Below are 17,183 nucleotides of genomic sequence, written 5' to 3'. Positions count from 1 at the left end.
TAGAGGAATTGCCACAAGATACGATAAGCTAAAACGTAACTATCAAAGCGCTGTTGCTTTAGCTTGTATATTTATATGGTTGCCTCTTTAGCTCAATTTATCGGCTGTAAATGTCAACACACCCTAAATTTTGTGTTCGATTATTTGAACTTTTTGGCACAAAACTATTTTGACTATATCCATTTTTATAAACGCAAATCGACCAACTATATTTTGCTGGAAATATATGAATAAATTGCAAACTTTTCTCTGCAGAAAATGTAGCAATTCCGTCCTGTGTTTTTTTTAATGTAGATTCAGTAAAAGACTTGCCTTGCCATGTTGTAAGATTTAAAAATACTTCTGCATCGTCCAACTTTTCATTTTGCTCATTGATAACAGTTATATTAATTTTCGGATGCTTCGTTTTTAAAATAGGAAAGCACCCACTTAACAATGTTGACGGAAACATAAAGCCTAAAAGTAAAAATATTTTTATATCTTTTAATAATACAAATTGTTTAAAGCTCATTATTAATTTTTGCAGTTTTTTAATTATGCATTAGTTTACATAAAAAACCGCCTCACGGCGGTTTCAATTGTTCAAATATTACATCTGTAAAACATAACCCAAAACTAAAAACACCAACTGCAAACACACCACTCCACCAAAAAGCTTCCAGCCCTTTCTACGCAACGCAGACTTATCCACTGCCGAATATTCCACTGTTTTAATCATGTCATCACCTCATCATGAGTGTTGATACTGAACTCGTTTACTTATCCATCTTTCTTTTATCTTGCTATCTTTTATCTTGCATAGTTATTGTGCATAAAATACACACTAGCATGATTCCACAAATATAAAAGCAAAATCTAAACCAAGTTCAGCGGGAGAAATAAAATTTAAAAACCAACAAAAAACCACCCGTAGGTGGTTAAAAATCGAAAGCGATTATATGTGTAAAAATAAGCATTCACAATAATTAATATATCTTTTGGTAAATTTCAACCATAAAAAAAGCCACCCGAAGGCGGCTCTTTTCTATGATTCATCTATCTAAGATTAACCAATAAATTTACGTGCATTACGGAACATACGTAACCAAGCACCGTCTTGATCCCAATCTTCAGGTTTCCAAGAGTGCTGAATCGCACGGAAGTTACGTTCAGGGTGCGGCATCATAATCGTTGCACGGCCGTCTTTAGACGTTACACCTGAAATCGCTTCTGGTGAACCGTTCGGGTTCATTGGGTAATGCTGTGTTGGGTTGCCTTGGCTATCTACATAACGCAAGATCACTTGATCACCTGCATTCAATGCTGCAATGTTTTCCGCGCTAGCAACCACACGGCCTTCACCATGTGCAACAGCGATAGGAAGAATCGAACCTTCCATACCTTCTAACAATACAGAATTTGATTTTTCAACGCGTACGTTTACAGCACGCGCTTCAAACATCTCTGAAGTATTGCGGTGGAAACGAGGCCAAGCTTCTGCACCCGGAATGAGTGGTGCAAGCTGAGACAGCATTTGACAGCCGTTACAAATACCTAGAGAGAAAGTTTCATCACGGTTGAAGAATTTCTCAAATTGGTCACGAAGTTTAGGATTGAATAATACTGATTTAGCCCAACCGCCGCCTGCGCCCAATACGTCACCGTAAGAGAAACCGCCACATGCCACTAAACCTTCAAAGTCATCAAGACTGATACGGCCAGCAAGCAAGTCGCTCATGTGTACGTCTACAGTGTTGAAGCCGACTTTATCGAATGCAGCAGCCATTTCTACATGACCATTTACACCTTGTTCACGCAGAATCACCATGTTTGGACGGCGTTCATTGATGTACGGTGCTTCGATTGGCTCGTTCAAATCAAATGTTGGTTTTGCAATTAAACCTGCATGTGATTTGTCAGCAATCAACGCATATTCTTGATCCGCAGTTTCTACGTTGTCACGCAGACGTTGGATTTGATGCGACACTTCAGTCCAAGCTTGCTGTAATTCAGCACGGTCTAAGCTCAAACCATTTACAGTTAAAGTATCTGTATCGTTTACAGTACCCACAACCGCAATTGCATCGCGCAATGAAGACGCTGCAACTTCAGCTTCTAATGCAGCCCAATCCGCTTTGCTGATTTGAAGCACTGCACCAATTTCTTCTGCAAACAAGCTTGCAGTCGATTGATCTTCAAGTGCTGCACCTAAGCGTGAAGCAAACATCATTTCTGCAACAGTTGCCAATAGACCACCATCACCGATGTCATGGTAAGCCTTGATTAGACCACGGTTGTTCCAGTCTTGAACCAATGCAAAGAATGCTTTGAAGTCATCGAAGCTGTCTACGTCAGGTGTTACAGAACCAATTGCTTTATAAACCTGAGCAAGGATCGAACCGCCTAGACGGAATTGACCTTTAGACAAATCAATACGTACCAGTACAGACTCGATATTTTTAAGTTCAGGTGTCAATGTTTTGCGAACATCCGTCACAGGTGCAAATGCTGTGATCACGCCTGACATTGGTGAAGTGACAGATTTGTCTTCGCCTTCGTCATTCCAAGTGGTACGCATAGACAATGAGTCTTTACCTACTGGAATTGCGATACCTAGTGCAGGACACATTTCCATACCGATGGCTTTAACACCTTCGAATAGCGCTTGATCTTCACCTTGTTGACCTGCAGCAGCCATCCAGTTTGCAGACAATTTAATGTCACTGATCTGGTCGATTTTTGCAGACATAATGTTTGAAATCGATTCTGCTACAGATAAACGTGCAGAAGCAGCAGGATTCAACAACGCAACTGGTGGACGCTCACCCATTGCCATTGCTTCACCTGTATAACCGACAAGGCTAGTTGTTGTTACCGCAGCATCCGCTACAGGCACTTGCCACTTACCGACGAACTGATCCCGTGCAACCATACCTGTAATCGAACGGTCACCAATGGTGATCAAGAACGATTTAGATGCAACTGTTGGATTTTTAAGAACGCGGTAAATCGCATCTTTCAAATCTGTGACAGTTTCAGCAGTGAAATCATCGCCTTTACGTTCAATGGTTTCATATGAACGGCTCATACGCGGTGTACCACCAAGCATCACTTGCATAGGCATATCCACAGCTTTGTTTTCAAACAATGGATCGTTTACTGTCAATTGACGTGCTTCAGTTGCTTCACCAAGTACGGCGAATGGGCAGCGTTCACGTGCACACAGTGATTCAAACAATTCTAAAGAGCTTGGACGAATTGCCAATACATAACGCTCTTGTGCTTCGTTCGACCAAATCTCCATCGGAGACATGCCTTTTTCCAGTGATGGAATTTTACGAAGATCAAGGATTGCACCTAACTCATGATCGTTCACAAGTTCAGGCATTGCATTTGAAATACCGCCCGCACCCACGTCATGTACAGACACGATTGGGTTATGATCTTCCATGCGCCAGCATGCATCAATCACTTCTTGGCAACGGCGTTCCATTTCTGGGTTTTCACGCTGTACAGATGCGAAATCTAGGTTTTCACCTAACTTACCGCTGTCTACAGAAGACGCAGCACCGCCGCCTAGACCGATCAACATTGCAGGACCGCCAAGTACGATTAAAAGATCGCCCGGTTGGATTGCATCTTTTTCAACATGGTCAGGACGGATGTTACCGTAACCGCCAGCAATCATAATTGGCTTATGGAAACCTTTTACGTCGCCATTTACATTTTGTTCAAAGGTACGGAAGTAACCATTTAAAGCAGGACGACCGAATTCGTTGTTAAACGCAGCACCACCCAATGGGCCTTCAATCATGATTTGAAGCGGAGATGCCATACGAGACGGCTTACCGTAGTTTTCTTCCCAAGGCTTTTCAAAACCAGGAATGTTCAAGTTAGAAACAGTGAAACCTGTTAAACCTGCTTTTGGCTTACCGCCACGGCCTGTTGCGCCTTCATCACGGATTTCACCGCCTGAACCTGTCGCAGCACCTGCAAATGGCGCAATTGCTGTCGGATGGTTATGCGTTTCCACCTTCATCAAGATGTGAGCAGCTTGGCTCTTATATTTATAAACGTGCTGACCTGTTTCTTCGTCTTTTTTCGGATAGAAACGTTGAGTGTCAAAGCCCACGATCACTGATGCGTTGTCTTTATATGCAGACAAAACGTCATCTGGAGATTCTTTATAGGTGTTTTTAATCATTTGGAACAATGACAATGGCTGAACTTCGCCATCAATTGTCCATTCTGAACCAAAGATTTTATGACGGCAGTGCTCTGAGTTTGCTTGAGCAAACATCATCAATTCGATGTCATGCGGGTTACGACCAAGCTTGTTAAACGCTGCAACTAAATAATCAATTTCTTCGTCAGATAGTGCAAAACCAAACTCAGAGTTTGCTTTCACTAAAGCTTCTTTGCCATGACCTAAAATATCAATTGCATTTAACGGCTTTGGTTCAGTTTCAGAGAACAGCGCAGTCGCTTCTTCAATTTGATTGAACACGCTTTCTGTCATGCGGTCATGCAATGCCAGTTTTACTTCATCAGAAACAGCATTTACGCCCTTCAAAGTAAATAAAACACCGCGTTCAAGGCGATGAACCGGTGTATTACAGTTGGCGAAAATGTCTGTTGCCTTCGACGACCACGGAGAGATTGTCCCAACGCGTGGCGTCACTAATATTTGGACTTCATCACTTGCTGGCTGGCGCAATTCAAAAGATTGACCATCATTAAGCAGCTGTAAAGCAGATTGCTGTTGCTGTTCGCTTAGCGCTTGGTCAAATAGATAGACCAATTGGCTTTCAATTTCTTGAACAGAACTAATCGAAGATAGACGTGTTAATAGTTGCGTTTTCTTAAAAGAAGAGTGTGCTGGTGCACCGGCCACGATAAACATGCTGATTTTGGCTCCACGGGCTGGTCTTTTGAACCAAGCCGCAATGTGACTTGAAGAGAGCGCATATTCTACTGTGTATTGGTGAAATCAGCTAGATGGGAAAAGCATTTTCTGTTCGAGAATGGCACAAGATTTTTTAAATTTTGTTTTTATTTTCAGTCAAAAAGATTGAATACAGCAGCGCAGCTTAGCACAAAATAAATTGTAAAAAACATTAATCGAAAATTAATATCAATTTTAGAATTTTGAGGCTTTCAAGGCGGCATTACCAATGGGTTTGAATCAGCGAATAGTCTAGCCAATGAATAATATTTATCTTAAAAACACCCTACCTTAATACGAATAATTCTACACCTACACCGATACCCTTAAATAAAGTGTCAAGCTATGACGCTACCCACTATTACTTTAGTCACAAGTTTGGCATCATAGTTTTTAGTAAATAACTGAATAATGATAAATGACTCAAATGCGTTGGCTTGAACTTCTTTCTACAGTTCGTATTGGTAGCAATAAACACAGTTCTGAACAGGCACGTAGCCCCTTCCACAAAGACTATGACCGCATTATATTTTCGCAGAGTTTTCGACAGCTTAATCGCAAGACCCAAGTCCATCCCCTCACCCAACACGATGGTATTCATACTCGCCTGACTCACTCTTTAGAAGTGTCTTGTATTGGACGTTCATTGGGGATGTTGGCAGCGGAAAAAATTAAAGATGAACTCCCGATGTGGATTTCACCTGCCGATGTCGGTGCAATTATTCAAGCTGCGTGCTTGGCACACGATATTGGTAATCCACCTTTTGGCCATGCAGGCGAATATGCCATTCGAGAATGGTTTGATGACGCATCGCATACCAACTTTTTACAGGACTTAAGCCCTGAAGAAGAAGCCGATGTGCGTCAGTTTGAAGGTAATGCCCAAGGTTTACGCCTACTGACTAAAATTGACTATCATCCGAATGATGGTGGTATGCGTTTAACCTATGCAACTTTAGGTGCATATTTAAAATACCCGTGGCTTTCAAAAACCATTGCATCGCAAGGCAATAAACCCGCGAGCCAACGGGCTAAATTTGGCTGCTATCAGGCAGAAAAGGAAATCTTACAGCAAATTGCAGAACAACTCGGTTTAATTCAACTGGGCGAATATCACTACTGTCGTCATCCGTTGACCTATTTGCTTGAAGCCGCAGATGACATTTGTTATGCCTTAATTGACCTTGAAGATGGCATTATCCTCAACATGTTGAACTATAACGAAGTTGAGCCAATTTTCCTTGATTTGGTCGGTGACTATGGCATACCTGCCGAATTGGCGATGACTGATACCACTTGGCAACAAAAAATTGCCGCATTACGTGGTCGAGTGATGAAACGTCTAGTCGAAGAAGTCACGACAGCCTTCGCCCGCCATCATCATGAAATTTTGTCAGGTCAACTTAAAGGCAGTTTATTGCAATATTGCAGTGAAGATATTGAGCGTGGAATTAACCGAGCGAAAGAATTAGCTCGCGATAAAATTTTTGAACATCCACAAAAAGCAGGCTTAGAGATTATTGCGCATCAAAGTCTACAAAATATTTTAGATGCCTTTATTCCTCTAACTACGCCAAATAAAACTTTGAGTTTTAAAGAACAACGACTGATGTCCATTCTTCACCGTTCGGGGGCACATTTTGGGCCGTTGCATTATGAAAACATCATGCAAGTATTGGATATTATCTCTAAATTTTCAGACCATCAGGCTTATAACCTTGCACAAGAACTTCAAGGCAATAAAGTTGGTTTCTTTTAAACCTGAAAAAATGTGAAGGCTAGTAATTCGCTGGCCTTCACGCTAATCTCACAACAAATTGAAATTGAGCAAATGGCTCAGACTAAACTGAAATAAAGTGAATAAATGACATGATCGGATGTTTAATTGGCGAAGTGCTGGCATTGGAAGCACCAACGGTATTACTCAATGTAAATGGTGTGGGCTATGAAATTGACACCCCACTTTCAACATTTTGCCAACTACAAAAAGGTCAAAAAATTACCTTGTGGACACATCTGGCTGTACGTGAAGATGCACAACTGCTGTATGGATTTAGCAATGCTCAAGAAAAACTGATCTTCCGCACACTGTTAAAAGTTAACGGCGTAGGCCCTAAAATGGCACTGGGCATTTTATCAACATTAAGTGTTGAAATGCTGATTCACACGGTTGAACATGAAGATGTAAACACTTTAGTCAAAGTTCCGGGTGTAGGCAAAAAGACCGCTGAACGCCTCATGATTGAGTTACGTGATCGCTTTAAAGCCATGGCTTCAGGGACTGCACCAACCAATTCAACTGTTGAACAAATTCAATTTACAGGCAACTCTGCCGTTGCCGAAGCTGAGGCGGCATTGCAATCATTAGGTTACAAGCCAATTGAAGCACAAAAGCTAATTAATGCCGTCAAAGCTGATTATACTGAAGCCAGCGACATTATCCGTGCAGCACTTAAGTCGATGAATAAATAATTCAAATAGACATACCAATACACCTAAATTGTATACACGAAGGCGACATGAATGTCGCCATCTTGGATTGGGATATAAGGATATATCCTCAATCCAACACAAGATTTTTGTTACTTTTGATCTTTCAAAAGTAAAGCAATGCCTACACAATGGCACCTTAACACAAATCACAACTTGAGGCTGTGCCTCGAAAGTTCAGCCAGAGATTGATTTAATTATATGCAAGACCGTCTTATCAGTGGTTCCGAAAAGCCCGAAGACCACTTCGACCGCGCCATCCGCCCAACTTCCCTTGATGACTACATCGGGCAGCCTGTCGTCCGTGAACAAATGGAAATCTTTATCGGTGCTGCACGTGGCCGTGAAGAAGCACTTGATCACACCTTAATTTTTGGCCCACCGGGTTTAGGTAAAACCACACTGGCCAATATTATTGCCCGTGAAATGGGCGGCAACTTAAAATCAACATCAGGCCCCGTCCTTGAGCGTGCAGGCGATTTGGCTGCAATGCTAACCAACCTCGAAGAAGGTGATGTTTTATTTATTGATGAGATCCATCGTCTTTCACCGGTCATCGAGGAAATTCTCTATCCAGCGATGGAGGATTACCAACTCGACATCATGATTGGTGAAGGCCCTGCTGCCCGTTCGATCAAACTGGATTTACCACCCTTCACTCTTGTTGCAGCGACGACTCGTGCAGGCCTACTGACCTCTCCTTTACGTGACCGTTTCGGTATCGTACAACGTTTAGAGTTCTATTCTGTCAAAGACTTAACGCATATTGTGACTCGTTCTGCCAACTTGATGGATGTGCCCATGACCGCCGAAGGTGCTCAAGAAGTTGCACGCCGTGCTCGTGGGACACCTCGTATTGCAAACCGTTTATTACGCCGGGTCCGTGATTATGCGCAAGTCAAAGGCACAGGTGAAGTAACCCAAGAGATGGCTCAACGTGCTTTGGACATGCTAAATGTCGATAAAGATGGTTTAGATACGCTAGACCGCCGTTATTTATCAATGCTACTAGAGCGTTTTGATGGTGGCCCTGCAGGTGTAGAAGCTCTAGCTGCTGCTATGGCAGAAGACTCAGGGACGCTAGAAGATGTAATCGAGCCCTACCTCATTCAGCAAGGCTATGTCATGCGTACTGCGCGTGGACGTATTGCCACCAATATGGCGTATTTACAGTTTGGGATGACACCACCAGAGCCGAAAGATAAGTAAACGATAATTCACTGAACGACTTCAGGGAGTTAAATGCTCCCTGCATGTTTATTTAAATTTTTAAAATAAATTCAAGCCACTACAAACAATAGACTAAAATGATAAATCTTGAGAATAGAATAATTAACAAAATTAATAGCGACTACATTCAAAACCTACCATTAGACAGTGCCATTGAACACATTCCCAGAGAACAACCTATCAGTTCATTTAGCCCAAAACAAATGAGTGATTTTGAAAGCTTATTCCACACCGAATACAATTATTTTATCACTGTCGAATGTGAAAACATTCTTAGCAAAGAAACCATAGAAGTAAGTGAAGATAATATCTTAACTATTAAACAATCGCCTTCTGCATATCGTATAAAAAACCTGAGCTTCAACTATACTTCTGCCCTCATTTTTATTGGGACGTACTATCACGACGACGTACAAGCTTTGGTCAAGGAAAACTTTAAGCCAGCAAAAATTAATACGTTGTATTTCAGCTTCTCATTCTTTACTTTAGTCATACTCGTTTATGTGTTTTTCTGGATAGATCTACCTAATAAACTTTTACTCATGTTAGTTATTGGCCTTGGCTTTTGCTGCTTAACGTATATGTATGAATCTTTAAAAGCATTACTCCCAAAGCAACAGAAAAAGAAAATGGAAGAAACTCACTTTCATATTGCGGGATATTTAGCAGCTCATCTACAGGATTTTGTCGATACAAAATTTAAATTAGATGAACAAACAAATTAAAAGCAGTCTCTTTTTTAATCAATAATTACAACTACGGAAGTTAAAGATTTACGTGAGTTGAAACCTTGTGCCATTGGACTGATGACTCACGGTGCTAAACTGCCCGTCATTGAAGCACTTGACGAATCATTGAATTATCGCCATTTTTAAATGCTCTAATTCTATGCTGAAGTGCAGAACAATATTTTTCAGATTTTATAAAGACGGAACACTCTCATGGCGAATAAATTCGAATTCAACATTCGTGTATATATTGAAGATACAGATGCAGGTGGCATTGTTTACCACGCAAATCATATTCGCTTTATGGAGCGTACCCGCACAGAATGGCTACGCGCTTCAGGTGTAGACCATTATTGGCATCAAAAAGATTACAACTTTGTCGTTCATAAAATTAATGTGAAATATTCACGCCCTATATTAATGGATGACCTGATTACTGTTACAGCAAGTGTAGTTTCGTGTAAGGCTACGTCATTTGTGTTGCAACAAAATATTTATCGTGGTGATATTATGCTGGCATCAGGTGAGGTAGAATTGGCATGTATCAGTGCAGAGATGAAACCCCGTCGCCTTCCTGATGAAATACGTGAACTGATTCTGAAAGAATTGGAACAAGATTAAAAAAATTATTTGGCACATGTAGTAACTATGGCAACTCAACTAGAATCAACACTCAAAGTTTCAGACCTCATCTTACAAGCAAGTCCTGTCGTACAACTGGTAATGCTCCTGCTGCTCTTAGCTTCGTTATTCAGTTGGTATCTGATTGCCAAGTTACACATGAGTTATAAAAAAGCGCAGGCTGACGATGAACATTTCCAAAAAATATTTTGGTCTGGCGCCGAACTCAATACTTTATACAACAATGCTCAGCTCAACTCGAAACGTGTTGGCCTTGAAGATGTTTTCTATCAAGGTTTAGGCGAGTTTTTCAAACTTAAAAAACGTAATGCCAGCGCAGAACAATCAATTGAAGGTACAGAACGTATTCTTCGTGTGGGTTTAAGCCGTGACCAAGGACATTTAGAAAATGGTTTAGGCGCGCTTGCGAGTATTGGCTCGGTTGCACCCTATGTCGGTTTATTCGGTACCGTTTGGGGCATTATGAACGCCTTTATTGGTTTAGCAGATGTTGACCAAGTCACCCTTGCTACGGTTGCTCCTGGTATTGCAGAGGCATTGATTGCAACGGCCATTGGTCTTTTTGCGGCAATTCCTGCTGTACTAGCATTTAACCATTTTACAGCCAAAGGTGAAGCCGTTTATAACGATCGTGCTCTTTTTGCCGAAGAAATGGTTGCGTTATTACAACGCCAGTCTGTAGGTTCAACTCAGGACAATGACTAATGGCTATTCAACGTTCTGGACGCTTTGAGCGCATCAAAAAACCATTAAAAAGTGACATGAACGTCGTACCATATATTGATGTCATGTTAGTTCTTTTGGTGATTTTCATGGTCACTGCACCTATGATCACCACAGGTGTCAAAGTCGACTTACCACAGGCGAATGGCACGCCTATGCAAGCGGAAGATCGCCCTGCGATTGTTACACTTGAGGCGGATGGTACGATCAAACTCGAAGATAAAAATCATCAAAATGATGTACTCACACTCGATGAACTAAAATCTGTTTTAACTGCTTCACAAAATGAAGCCAACGAACAGAAAAAGCAAATGAGTGTCCTGATTAACGGCAGTGAATCTCGTCCTTATGGTGAAGTCATGAAACTCATGTCTGCCCTTCAAGATGCAGGTTTAACACAAGTAGGTTTACTGACTGAGCCATTAAAATAATTTATGAAAGATTTCAACAAGCCGCCTTTTAAACAAAAAGCCGTTGCGATTGGTTTCACACTGGGTGTGCATATCGTCGCTGTGGTTGGCTTACTTTATCTTGGCATGAGTAAACCACCTGAGCCCCCTAAAAAAATAACCACTGTTTTGGTAAAACCGGAAGATTTAAAACCTGTAACACGTGAAGTCACAGAGTTTGATGAAACCGCGCATGAAAATGTAGCTGAACAAATCACGCAAACAGCAGAACCTAGCGTTGAACCAGCACCCGAGATTCCAACGGCTGCACCACCTAAGCCAGCAGAACCACCTAAGGCAGATCCACAGATTGCTGCTCAACAGGCACGCGCTGCGGCAAAAGCACAGCAGCTTGCTGAACAAAAAGCTGCGGACAATGCAAAGCGTGCTCAAGAACAAGCTAAAGCGGCTGAAGCTGCAAAACTAAAAGCGCAACAAGAAGCCAAAGCGGATGCGGCTAAGGCAAAAGCAGATGCTACGGCGAAAGCCAATGCTGACGCAGCAAAACGTAAAGCAGATGCTGATGCAAAAGCCAAGGCTGAAAAAATCCGTGCCGATGCATTAAGAAAAGCAGAAGCTGACAAAGCCAAAGCTGCAGCAACGGCAAAAGCCAATGCAGATGCAAAAGCCAAGGCCAATGCAGATGCGGCGAAACGTAAAGCAGACGCCGATGCCAAAGCTAAAGCCAATGCGGAAGCTGCAAAACGTAAAGCTGATGCTGATGCAAAAGCTAAAGCCAATGCAGAAGCTGCAAAACGTAAAGCTGATGCTGATGCGAAAGCCAAGGCCAATGCGGAAGCTGCAAAACGTAAAGCAGATGCTGATGCAAAAGCCAAGGCCAATGCAGAAGCTGCAAAACGTAAAGCAGATGCCGATGCAAAAGCCAAGGCAGATGCAAAGGCTAAAGCCGATGCCGAAGCACGCGAACGTGCAGCCGAAGAAGCCAAAGCTTCATCAGCTAAAAAAGCAGCTGAAGAAGCCGCACAGAAAAAGGCTGAAGCGAAGAAGATTGCATCTACTGCAAAGAAAGATTTTGAAAATAAAATCCGTCGTGCATGGGACACACCTTCTGACTCTGCGGGTAAATCGGCAACTGCTCGCGTTACCCTTACGGAAAGTGGTTCAGTTCGGTCAGTGATTGTGAACTCTAGTGATCCTGATATGAAAGCCAGTATTGAGGCTGCTGTTCGAGCTGCTGCACCATACCCAATGCCGAGTGACCCAGATGCAAAACGTGAAGCTCAAAGTTTTACGTCCACCTTCAAGTCATCACGTTAATTTTTAAATCCCTGCAAACCTTGTGGGGATTTTTCATTTACTTATATACTGAATTATATAACATGAAAACATTATTATTTTCGACACTAACACTCCTAGGCTCTCAATCATTCGCCGAAAATCGTTCAATTTACATCCCCTCTTCGACCATGCCTGACCATATTCCACCTGAACAATTTAATGCTTTGCTGATGGATCATGCTAAAACAACTCAACCTGAGAAATCAGTACAGGACGTAAAAAAGCCTCTTAAACCCATTTCACATGCTCTAAATGAAGAAGATGCAAAGAAAAAAGCGGAAGCCAAGAAAATCGCTTCAACAGCTAAACGTGATTTTGAACATAAAATCAAACGTGCTTGGGATACACCACCTGGCTCTAGCGGTAAAACGGCCATTGCTCGCGTGATTTTATCTAAAACAGGTGCTGTCCAAGCAGTCATCGTAAGCTCCAGTGATCCTGATATGAAAGCCAGTATTGAGGCTGCAGTTCGTGCTGCTGCACCATATCCGATGCCTAGCGACCCAGATGCTAGACGTGAAGCACAAAGTTTTACCTCTACATTTAGATCTTCAAATTAAGTTTGATAAATCCGTGCATTGCTTGCGGGGATTTTTTTGTGGTTAAGCAATGAATCACCCCATACCCATTTTTTCTTATCTTCAATAGATCAAGTTTCATCGCTGGTATGATGTTTATTTTTAAGCTTCTACATCCATCCCCCCAGTTCCCCCCCTTTCCTAAAATGAATACTCAATCGATTGTACCTGTGTGTTTCAATACTTGAGCTTTTATAAAGCTCTAGCCCCGACTAATTGATCCATTCTTGTCTTCGTTCTATATAACGCCGTGTATGTGGGACTCAGCAACATCAAGTATTACTAAAATTTTCTAAACACTTGATTCAAAAATAGAATGTTATAACTAAAGAATTATCATTTTCATTCCAAAATGTGATGTTGTGTTCATGATTTTTAAGCTAGACTTGACGAAACTCGGATAAAATCTCTGCATTTTTCACAGTGTTATAACAGTTCAGTCATATTTTCATGCTTTTAATATCCCAAAATCATGCCATTATGTGACACAACCAAATACAGACAATAACTCACATTTTTAGAGTAATTAGCGAATGATGGAAATGACGCGTAAACATCTTCTTTGCTTAGCCGTATTCACTGCTTTGAGCCCAGTTTTAGTGACTCAAACGCATGCGCAGCTTCACCTCGAAATCACTAAAGCTCCTGAAGAAGCACCTAAAATTGCGATCGTGCCTTTTAGTAATGACTCAAATATTTATCCTGTGGTTGAAAATGACTTGAACCGCTCAGGTAAATTTACCAGTGCTTCTAAAAACTTACCTGCAACTGCAACAATAAATTCACCTAATGCAGAAGCATGGAAAGCTGCGGGCGTACCCTATGTTGTGACAGGTACATCAAAAACAACGGCTGATGGCTCTTATGAAATTCACTACCAACTGTATGATGTTGAAAAAAAACAATACCTGTTAAATGAACTACTCACTGTACCTGCTTCACGTTACCGTCAAGCAGCGCACATGATCAGTGATGCGATCTATCAAGCTTTAACTGGCATTCCTGGTGACTTCAGCGGACGTATTGCCTATGTATTGCGTAATGCAGCAACACCAGATCAGCGCTATACCCTACAAATTGCAGATACAGATGGTGAACAACCCCGTACCATTTTGACTTCACGTGATCCTATCCTGTCCCCGGCATGGACACCTGATGCGAAAAAGCTAGCCTATGTTTCTTTTGAAACCAAACGCCCTGCGATTTACATCCAAGATTTAGCAAGTGGTAACCGTGAAAAAGTAGCAAGTTTCCGTGGCCTGAATGGTGCACCAAGCTTCTCACCTGATGGTAAATCGATGTTGTTTACCGCTTCAATGCATGGCAATCCTGAAATCTATCAAATGGATTTACAGACTCGCCAATTAAAACGCATGACCAATGACACAGCGATTGATACAGAAGCACGTTATGCCCCTGACGGTAAATCATTTATTTTTACCTCTGACCGTGGCGGCTCTCCACAAATTTATACCTACAACTTAAGTGCTGAAAGTGTCAAACGTTTAACTTTCCGTGGCGCTTTCAATGCACGTGGTACGTTAAGTGCGGACGGTAAAAAATTAGCTTTGGTACATCGTCCTAGCGGTAGTAACTATAAAGTTGCAGTTCAAGACATTGGTTCTGGTGTAACCAATATTTTAACGCCAACCAGTTTAGATGAATCACCAAGCTTCTCTCCAAATGGTCAAATGGTGGTGTATGCAACACGTGAAGCAAACCGTGGTTTGCTCTCGATCATGTCTTTAGATGGTCGTTTCCGCATGAACTTACCAAGTGAACAAGGTGAAGTTCGTGAACCAGCTTGGGCACCGAAATAAACACTGCATGATTTATTCAACAATAACTTTTTAATGAAACATCATAAATAACTGTCATGGAGATCAATATGAACGCGATGAAACTGATTGCACTACCTGTTTTAGCTACAGCATTAGTAATGACTGGTTGTGCCAGCCGTAAACCTGCTGCAGATGTACAAGCAGGACAAAACCCAAATGGCTCAACCACTGTAAACACTTCAGGTTTAAGTGAAGATGCAGCACTCAATGCACAAAACCTTGCAGGTGCCTCATCGAAAGGTGTAACTGAAGCGAATAAAGCATTTTTAGCGAAGCGCGTAGTACACTTTGACTACGACAGTACAGAGCTTAGCAATGAAGATTTACAAACCCTTCAAGCTCACGCTCAGTTCCTAGTTGCTAATGCAAACTCACGTGTGGCTTTAACAGGTCACACCGATGAACGTGGTACTCGTGAATACAACATGGCACTTGGTGAACGTCGTGCCAAAGCTGTTGAAAGCTTCCTAATTACAACAGGCGTAAGTCCAAATCAGCTTGAAGCAGTCAGCTATGGTAAAGAAATGCCAATCAATGCGGGTCATGATGAAAATGCATGGAAAGAAAACCGTCGTGTAGAAATTAACTACGAAGCTGTTCCTCCGCTGCTTAAATAAGACTTGAAAAAGTCTGAGCTAAAAAAAGCACTCATTGATGAGTGCTTTTTTATTTAACCGGTATCATTTTATTTATATCGTTTCATTTGCATCGTTCTGTTGCAACGTTCTGTGCTTTAACTCAATTTAGCCCTTTAACTCAGGATAAATTCAGTTAGCGGCTTTAGAACATAAAAAATAATCAATTAAAATGCAAATGAACGACTTTTAAAACGAGATCCTTAGCTTTACCAACTAGAAAATTAGCTTAACAATCCAAATCATTACGCTTCTGCTTCTGGATGTTCAGCATTTTCTTTTTCTGTTTGCATCGACTCAATGAGGTCATGTTTATTGAACTTTTTATACTCTGCTTTTGCTTCGTAACTGCTCCATGCAGCTTTTACGGTATCCGCAGAAATATCGTCTAAATTCAATCCCTCAGTTGCAGTCGGAGTCGCATCAAATTTTTGTGTGGTCATTGTTGTGCTCCCTGTCTTTCGATTTATACATTAGATTCAACATAGCATGTTATTCAGGACTTGCAAGGGTAAAATCACGACAAATAGTCTAGTTTAATTTTTCTTTTCCTTCGTTCTCATCTAAAATGTTGCACAATCACATTTTTATCATTTTTGATAAATTAATATTTGGAGTTTTCCGGTTATGTCAAATCTCACCCTTTCCCAATTTCTACAACAGCAAAGTGGTAATCTTACTCCTGCATTAGCACAAGTTATTGAAACAATTGGTAATACATGCAAAGACATTGACCTTCTATTACAAAAAGGTGCTTTGGCTGGTGTATTGGGTAGCGCGCAACACGAAAACGTTCAAGGTGAAGAACAAAAGAAACTTGATGTCATTTCAAATGATTACCTCATCGATGCATTGAAAATTCATCCACATGTCGGTGGTTTGGCTTCTGAAGAATTAGATGAATTCACTCCAGCTCAAGAAAATGGCGATTATCTTGTCTTGTTTGACCCATTAGATGGTTCAAGCAACATCGATATCAATATGTGTGTGGGCACAATTTTCTCAATTCTTCCTGCAAAAAATGCGGTAACGCAAGCTGAAGATTTCATGCAAGCGGGTGTTAACCAAGCGGCTGCAGGTTATGTATTGTATGGCCCATCAACAATGATGGCTCTAACTGTCGGTGCTGGCGTAGTCTTTTTTACTTTTGATCCAGAAAGCAAAGAATTCTTATTAACTAAAGATGCGATTGCGGTTGCAGCAGATACTAAAGAATATGCCATCAATGCTTCGAACCAACGCCATTGGGAAGAACCTGTAAAACGTTATATCGACGAACTTCTTGCAGGTAAAACTGGCCCGCGTGAAAAAGACTTCAATATGCGTTGGGTCGCATGCATGGTGGGTGATATTCATCGTATTCTTTGCCGTAGCGGTATCTTCATGTACCCATACGACTTCAAAGATCCGAAAAAAGCAGGTCGTCTACGTTTAATGTACGAAGCAAACCCAATGAGTATGTTGATGGAACAAGCTGGCGGTGCTTCTACAACAGGCCGTGTCCGCATTCTAGACATCCAACCAACAGAACTTCATCAACGTGTTCCTGTGATTATTGGTTCTAAAAACGAAGTTGACCTAGTTACGTCATACCATAATTAATTTCTTATAACGAAAGTCAGTATTTTTGCTGACTTTCGTGGA

At 41.4% G+C, this 17,183-nt stretch carries 15 protein-coding genes and 2 pseudogenes; 13 read left to right on the top strand and 4 right to left on the bottom strand.

Annotated features, from left to right (window positions below):
• Nucleotides 1-91: pseudogene (locus FTU36_RS09335) on the top strand (IS5/IS1182 family transposase); the annotation flags it as partial.
• Between the two features lie 6 nt (nt 92-97).
• Here the strand turns inward: FTU36_RS09335 and FTU36_RS09330 are convergent.
• From FTU36_RS09330 to purL, 3 genes are all read right to left on the bottom strand, one after another.
• The gene (locus tag FTU36_RS09330; protein WP_180117581.1) at nt 98-511 is read right to left on the bottom strand and encodes a hypothetical protein; all 414 of its coding nucleotides are present in this window, start codon (nt 509-511) and stop codon (nt 98-100) included.
• 78 nt (nt 512-589) lie between these two features.
• Nucleotides 590-718, bottom strand: a complete 129-nt coding sequence (locus FTU36_RS16735; protein ID WP_257224022.1) for a KGW motif small protein — start codon at nt 716-718, stop codon at nt 590-592.
• Nucleotides 719-1,045: 327 nt separating this feature from the next.
• The gene (gene purL / locus FTU36_RS09325; protein WP_180117579.1) at nt 1,046-4,882 is read right to left on the bottom strand and encodes a phosphoribosylformylglycinamidine synthase; all 3,837 of its coding nucleotides are present in this window, start codon (nt 4,880-4,882) and stop codon (nt 1,046-1,048) included.
• A 460-nt stretch (nt 4,883-5,342) separates the two neighbouring features.
• Here purL and FTU36_RS09320 point away from each other — a divergent pair, with 460 nt between their 5' ends.
• From FTU36_RS09320 to pal, 11 genes and pseudogenes are all read left to right on the top strand, one after another.
• Nucleotides 5,343-6,683: a deoxyguanosinetriphosphate triphosphohydrolase gene (locus FTU36_RS09320; protein WP_180009963.1), complete on the top strand. Its 1,341-nt coding sequence runs from the start codon at nt 5,343-5,345 to the stop codon at nt 6,681-6,683.
• Nucleotides 6,684-6,793: 110 nt separating this feature from the next.
• Nucleotides 6,794-7,396: a Holliday junction branch migration protein RuvA gene (ruvA, locus tag FTU36_RS09315; protein WP_180026954.1), complete on the top strand. Its 603-nt coding sequence runs from the start codon at nt 6,794-6,796 to the stop codon at nt 7,394-7,396.
• A gap of 219 nt (nt 7,397-7,615) precedes the next feature.
• A complete protein-coding gene (gene ruvB, locus FTU36_RS09310) occupies nt 7,616-8,623 on the top strand; it encodes a Holliday junction branch migration DNA helicase RuvB (protein WP_168378058.1) in 1,008 nt (335 codons plus the stop codon).
• A 98-nt stretch (nt 8,624-8,721) separates the two neighbouring features.
• On the top strand, nt 8,722-9,369 hold the full coding sequence (locus FTU36_RS09305; RefSeq protein ID WP_180054940.1) for a hypothetical protein: 648 nt from the start codon (nt 8,722-8,724) through the stop codon (nt 9,367-9,369).
• Nucleotides 9,370-9,585: 216 nt separating this feature from the next.
• On the top strand, nt 9,586-9,993 hold the full coding sequence (ybgC, locus tag FTU36_RS09300; RefSeq protein WP_078190367.1) for a tol-pal system-associated acyl-CoA thioesterase: 408 nt from the start codon (nt 9,586-9,588) through the stop codon (nt 9,991-9,993).
• A gap of 27 nt (nt 9,994-10,020) precedes the next feature.
• Nucleotides 10,021-10,719, top strand: a complete 699-nt coding sequence (tolQ, locus tag FTU36_RS09295) for a protein TolQ (RefSeq protein ID WP_078192037.1) — start codon at nt 10,021-10,023, stop codon at nt 10,717-10,719.
• Complete coding sequence (gene tolR, locus FTU36_RS09290) at nt 10,719-11,168, top strand: protein TolR (protein WP_078190369.1); 450 nt, start codon at nt 10,719-10,721, stop codon at nt 11,166-11,168. Before tolQ ends, tolR begins: the two co-directional genes overlap by 1 nt.
• Nucleotides 11,169-11,171: 3 nt before the next feature.
• The gene (gene tolA, locus FTU36_RS09285) at nt 11,172-12,464 is read left to right on the top strand and encodes a cell envelope integrity protein TolA (RefSeq protein ID WP_180117577.1); all 1,293 of its coding nucleotides are present in this window, start codon (nt 11,172-11,174) and stop codon (nt 12,462-12,464) included.
• 275 nt (nt 12,465-12,739) lie between these two features.
• Nucleotides 12,740-13,045: pseudogene (locus FTU36_RS09280) on the top strand (cell envelope integrity protein TolA); the annotation flags it as partial.
• 554 nt (nt 13,046-13,599) lie between these two features.
• Complete coding sequence (gene tolB, locus FTU36_RS09275) at nt 13,600-14,883, top strand: Tol-Pal system beta propeller repeat protein TolB (protein ID WP_171319182.1); 1,284 nt, start codon at nt 13,600-13,602, stop codon at nt 14,881-14,883.
• A gap of 68 nt (nt 14,884-14,951) precedes the next feature.
• The gene (gene pal, locus FTU36_RS09270) at nt 14,952-15,521 is read left to right on the top strand and encodes a peptidoglycan-associated lipoprotein Pal (protein WP_078190372.1); all 570 of its coding nucleotides are present in this window, start codon (nt 14,952-14,954) and stop codon (nt 15,519-15,521) included.
• Nucleotides 15,522-15,784: 263 nt separating this feature from the next.
• Here the strand turns inward: pal and FTU36_RS09265 are convergent, their stop codons facing one another.
• Nucleotides 15,785-15,982: an NF038105 family protein gene (locus tag FTU36_RS09265; protein WP_078190373.1), complete on the bottom strand. Its 198-nt coding sequence runs from the start codon at nt 15,980-15,982 to the stop codon at nt 15,785-15,787.
• A gap of 184 nt (nt 15,983-16,166) precedes the next feature.
• On the opposite strand from FTU36_RS09265, the gene FTU36_RS09260 reads away from it, so the two are divergent.
• On the top strand, nt 16,167-17,141 hold the full coding sequence (locus tag FTU36_RS09260; RefSeq protein ID WP_180073584.1) for a class 1 fructose-bisphosphatase: 975 nt from the start codon (nt 16,167-16,169) through the stop codon (nt 17,139-17,141).
• Nucleotides 17,142-17,183: the final 42 nt, after the last annotated feature.

Source organism: Acinetobacter sp. YH12096 (assembly GCF_013419215.1).
GTDB classification, from domain to species: Bacteria; Pseudomonadota; Gammaproteobacteria; order Pseudomonadales; family Moraxellaceae; genus Acinetobacter; species Acinetobacter amyesii.
Note: the sequence above shows the minus strand (reverse complement) of the source record. Positions and strands in the feature narration are given on the sequence as shown.

Excerpts from the sequence above, each read along its gene's own strand:
- FTU36_RS09330 (WP_180117581.1), bottom strand. The coding sequence starts at position 511 with ATGAGCTTTAAACAATTTGTATTATTAAAAGATATAAAAATATTTTTA.
- FTU36_RS16735 (WP_257224022.1), bottom strand. The coding sequence starts at position 718 with ATGATTAAAACAGTGGAATATTCGGCAGTGGATAAGTCTGCGTTGCGT.
- purL (WP_180117579.1), bottom strand. The coding sequence starts at position 4,882 with ATGTTTATCGTGGCCGGTGCACCAGCACACTCTTCTTTTAAGAAAACG.
- FTU36_RS09320 (WP_180009963.1), top strand. The coding sequence starts at position 5,343 with ATGACTCAAATGCGTTGGCTTGAACTTCTTTCTACAGTTCGTATTGGT.
- ruvA (WP_180026954.1), top strand. The coding sequence starts at position 6,794 with ATGATCGGATGTTTAATTGGCGAAGTGCTGGCATTGGAAGCACCAACG.
- ruvB (WP_168378058.1), top strand. The coding sequence starts at position 7,616 with ATGCAAGACCGTCTTATCAGTGGTTCCGAAAAGCCCGAAGACCACTTC.
- FTU36_RS09305 (WP_180054940.1), top strand. The coding sequence starts at position 8,722 with ATGATAAATCTTGAGAATAGAATAATTAACAAAATTAATAGCGACTAC.
- ybgC (WP_078190367.1), top strand. The coding sequence starts at position 9,586 with ATGGCGAATAAATTCGAATTCAACATTCGTGTATATATTGAAGATACA.
- tolQ (WP_078192037.1), top strand. The coding sequence starts at position 10,021 with ATGGCAACTCAACTAGAATCAACACTCAAAGTTTCAGACCTCATCTTA.
- tolR (WP_078190369.1), top strand. The coding sequence starts at position 10,719 with ATGGCTATTCAACGTTCTGGACGCTTTGAGCGCATCAAAAAACCATTA.
- tolA (WP_180117577.1), top strand. The coding sequence starts at position 11,172 with ATGAAAGATTTCAACAAGCCGCCTTTTAAACAAAAAGCCGTTGCGATT.
- tolB (WP_171319182.1), top strand. The coding sequence starts at position 13,600 with ATGGAAATGACGCGTAAACATCTTCTTTGCTTAGCCGTATTCACTGCT.
- pal (WP_078190372.1), top strand. The coding sequence starts at position 14,952 with ATGAACGCGATGAAACTGATTGCACTACCTGTTTTAGCTACAGCATTA.
- FTU36_RS09265 (WP_078190373.1), bottom strand. The coding sequence starts at position 15,982 with ATGACCACACAAAAATTTGATGCGACTCCGACTGCAACTGAGGGATTG.
- FTU36_RS09260 (WP_180073584.1), top strand. The coding sequence starts at position 16,167 with ATGTCAAATCTCACCCTTTCCCAATTTCTACAACAGCAAAGTGGTAAT.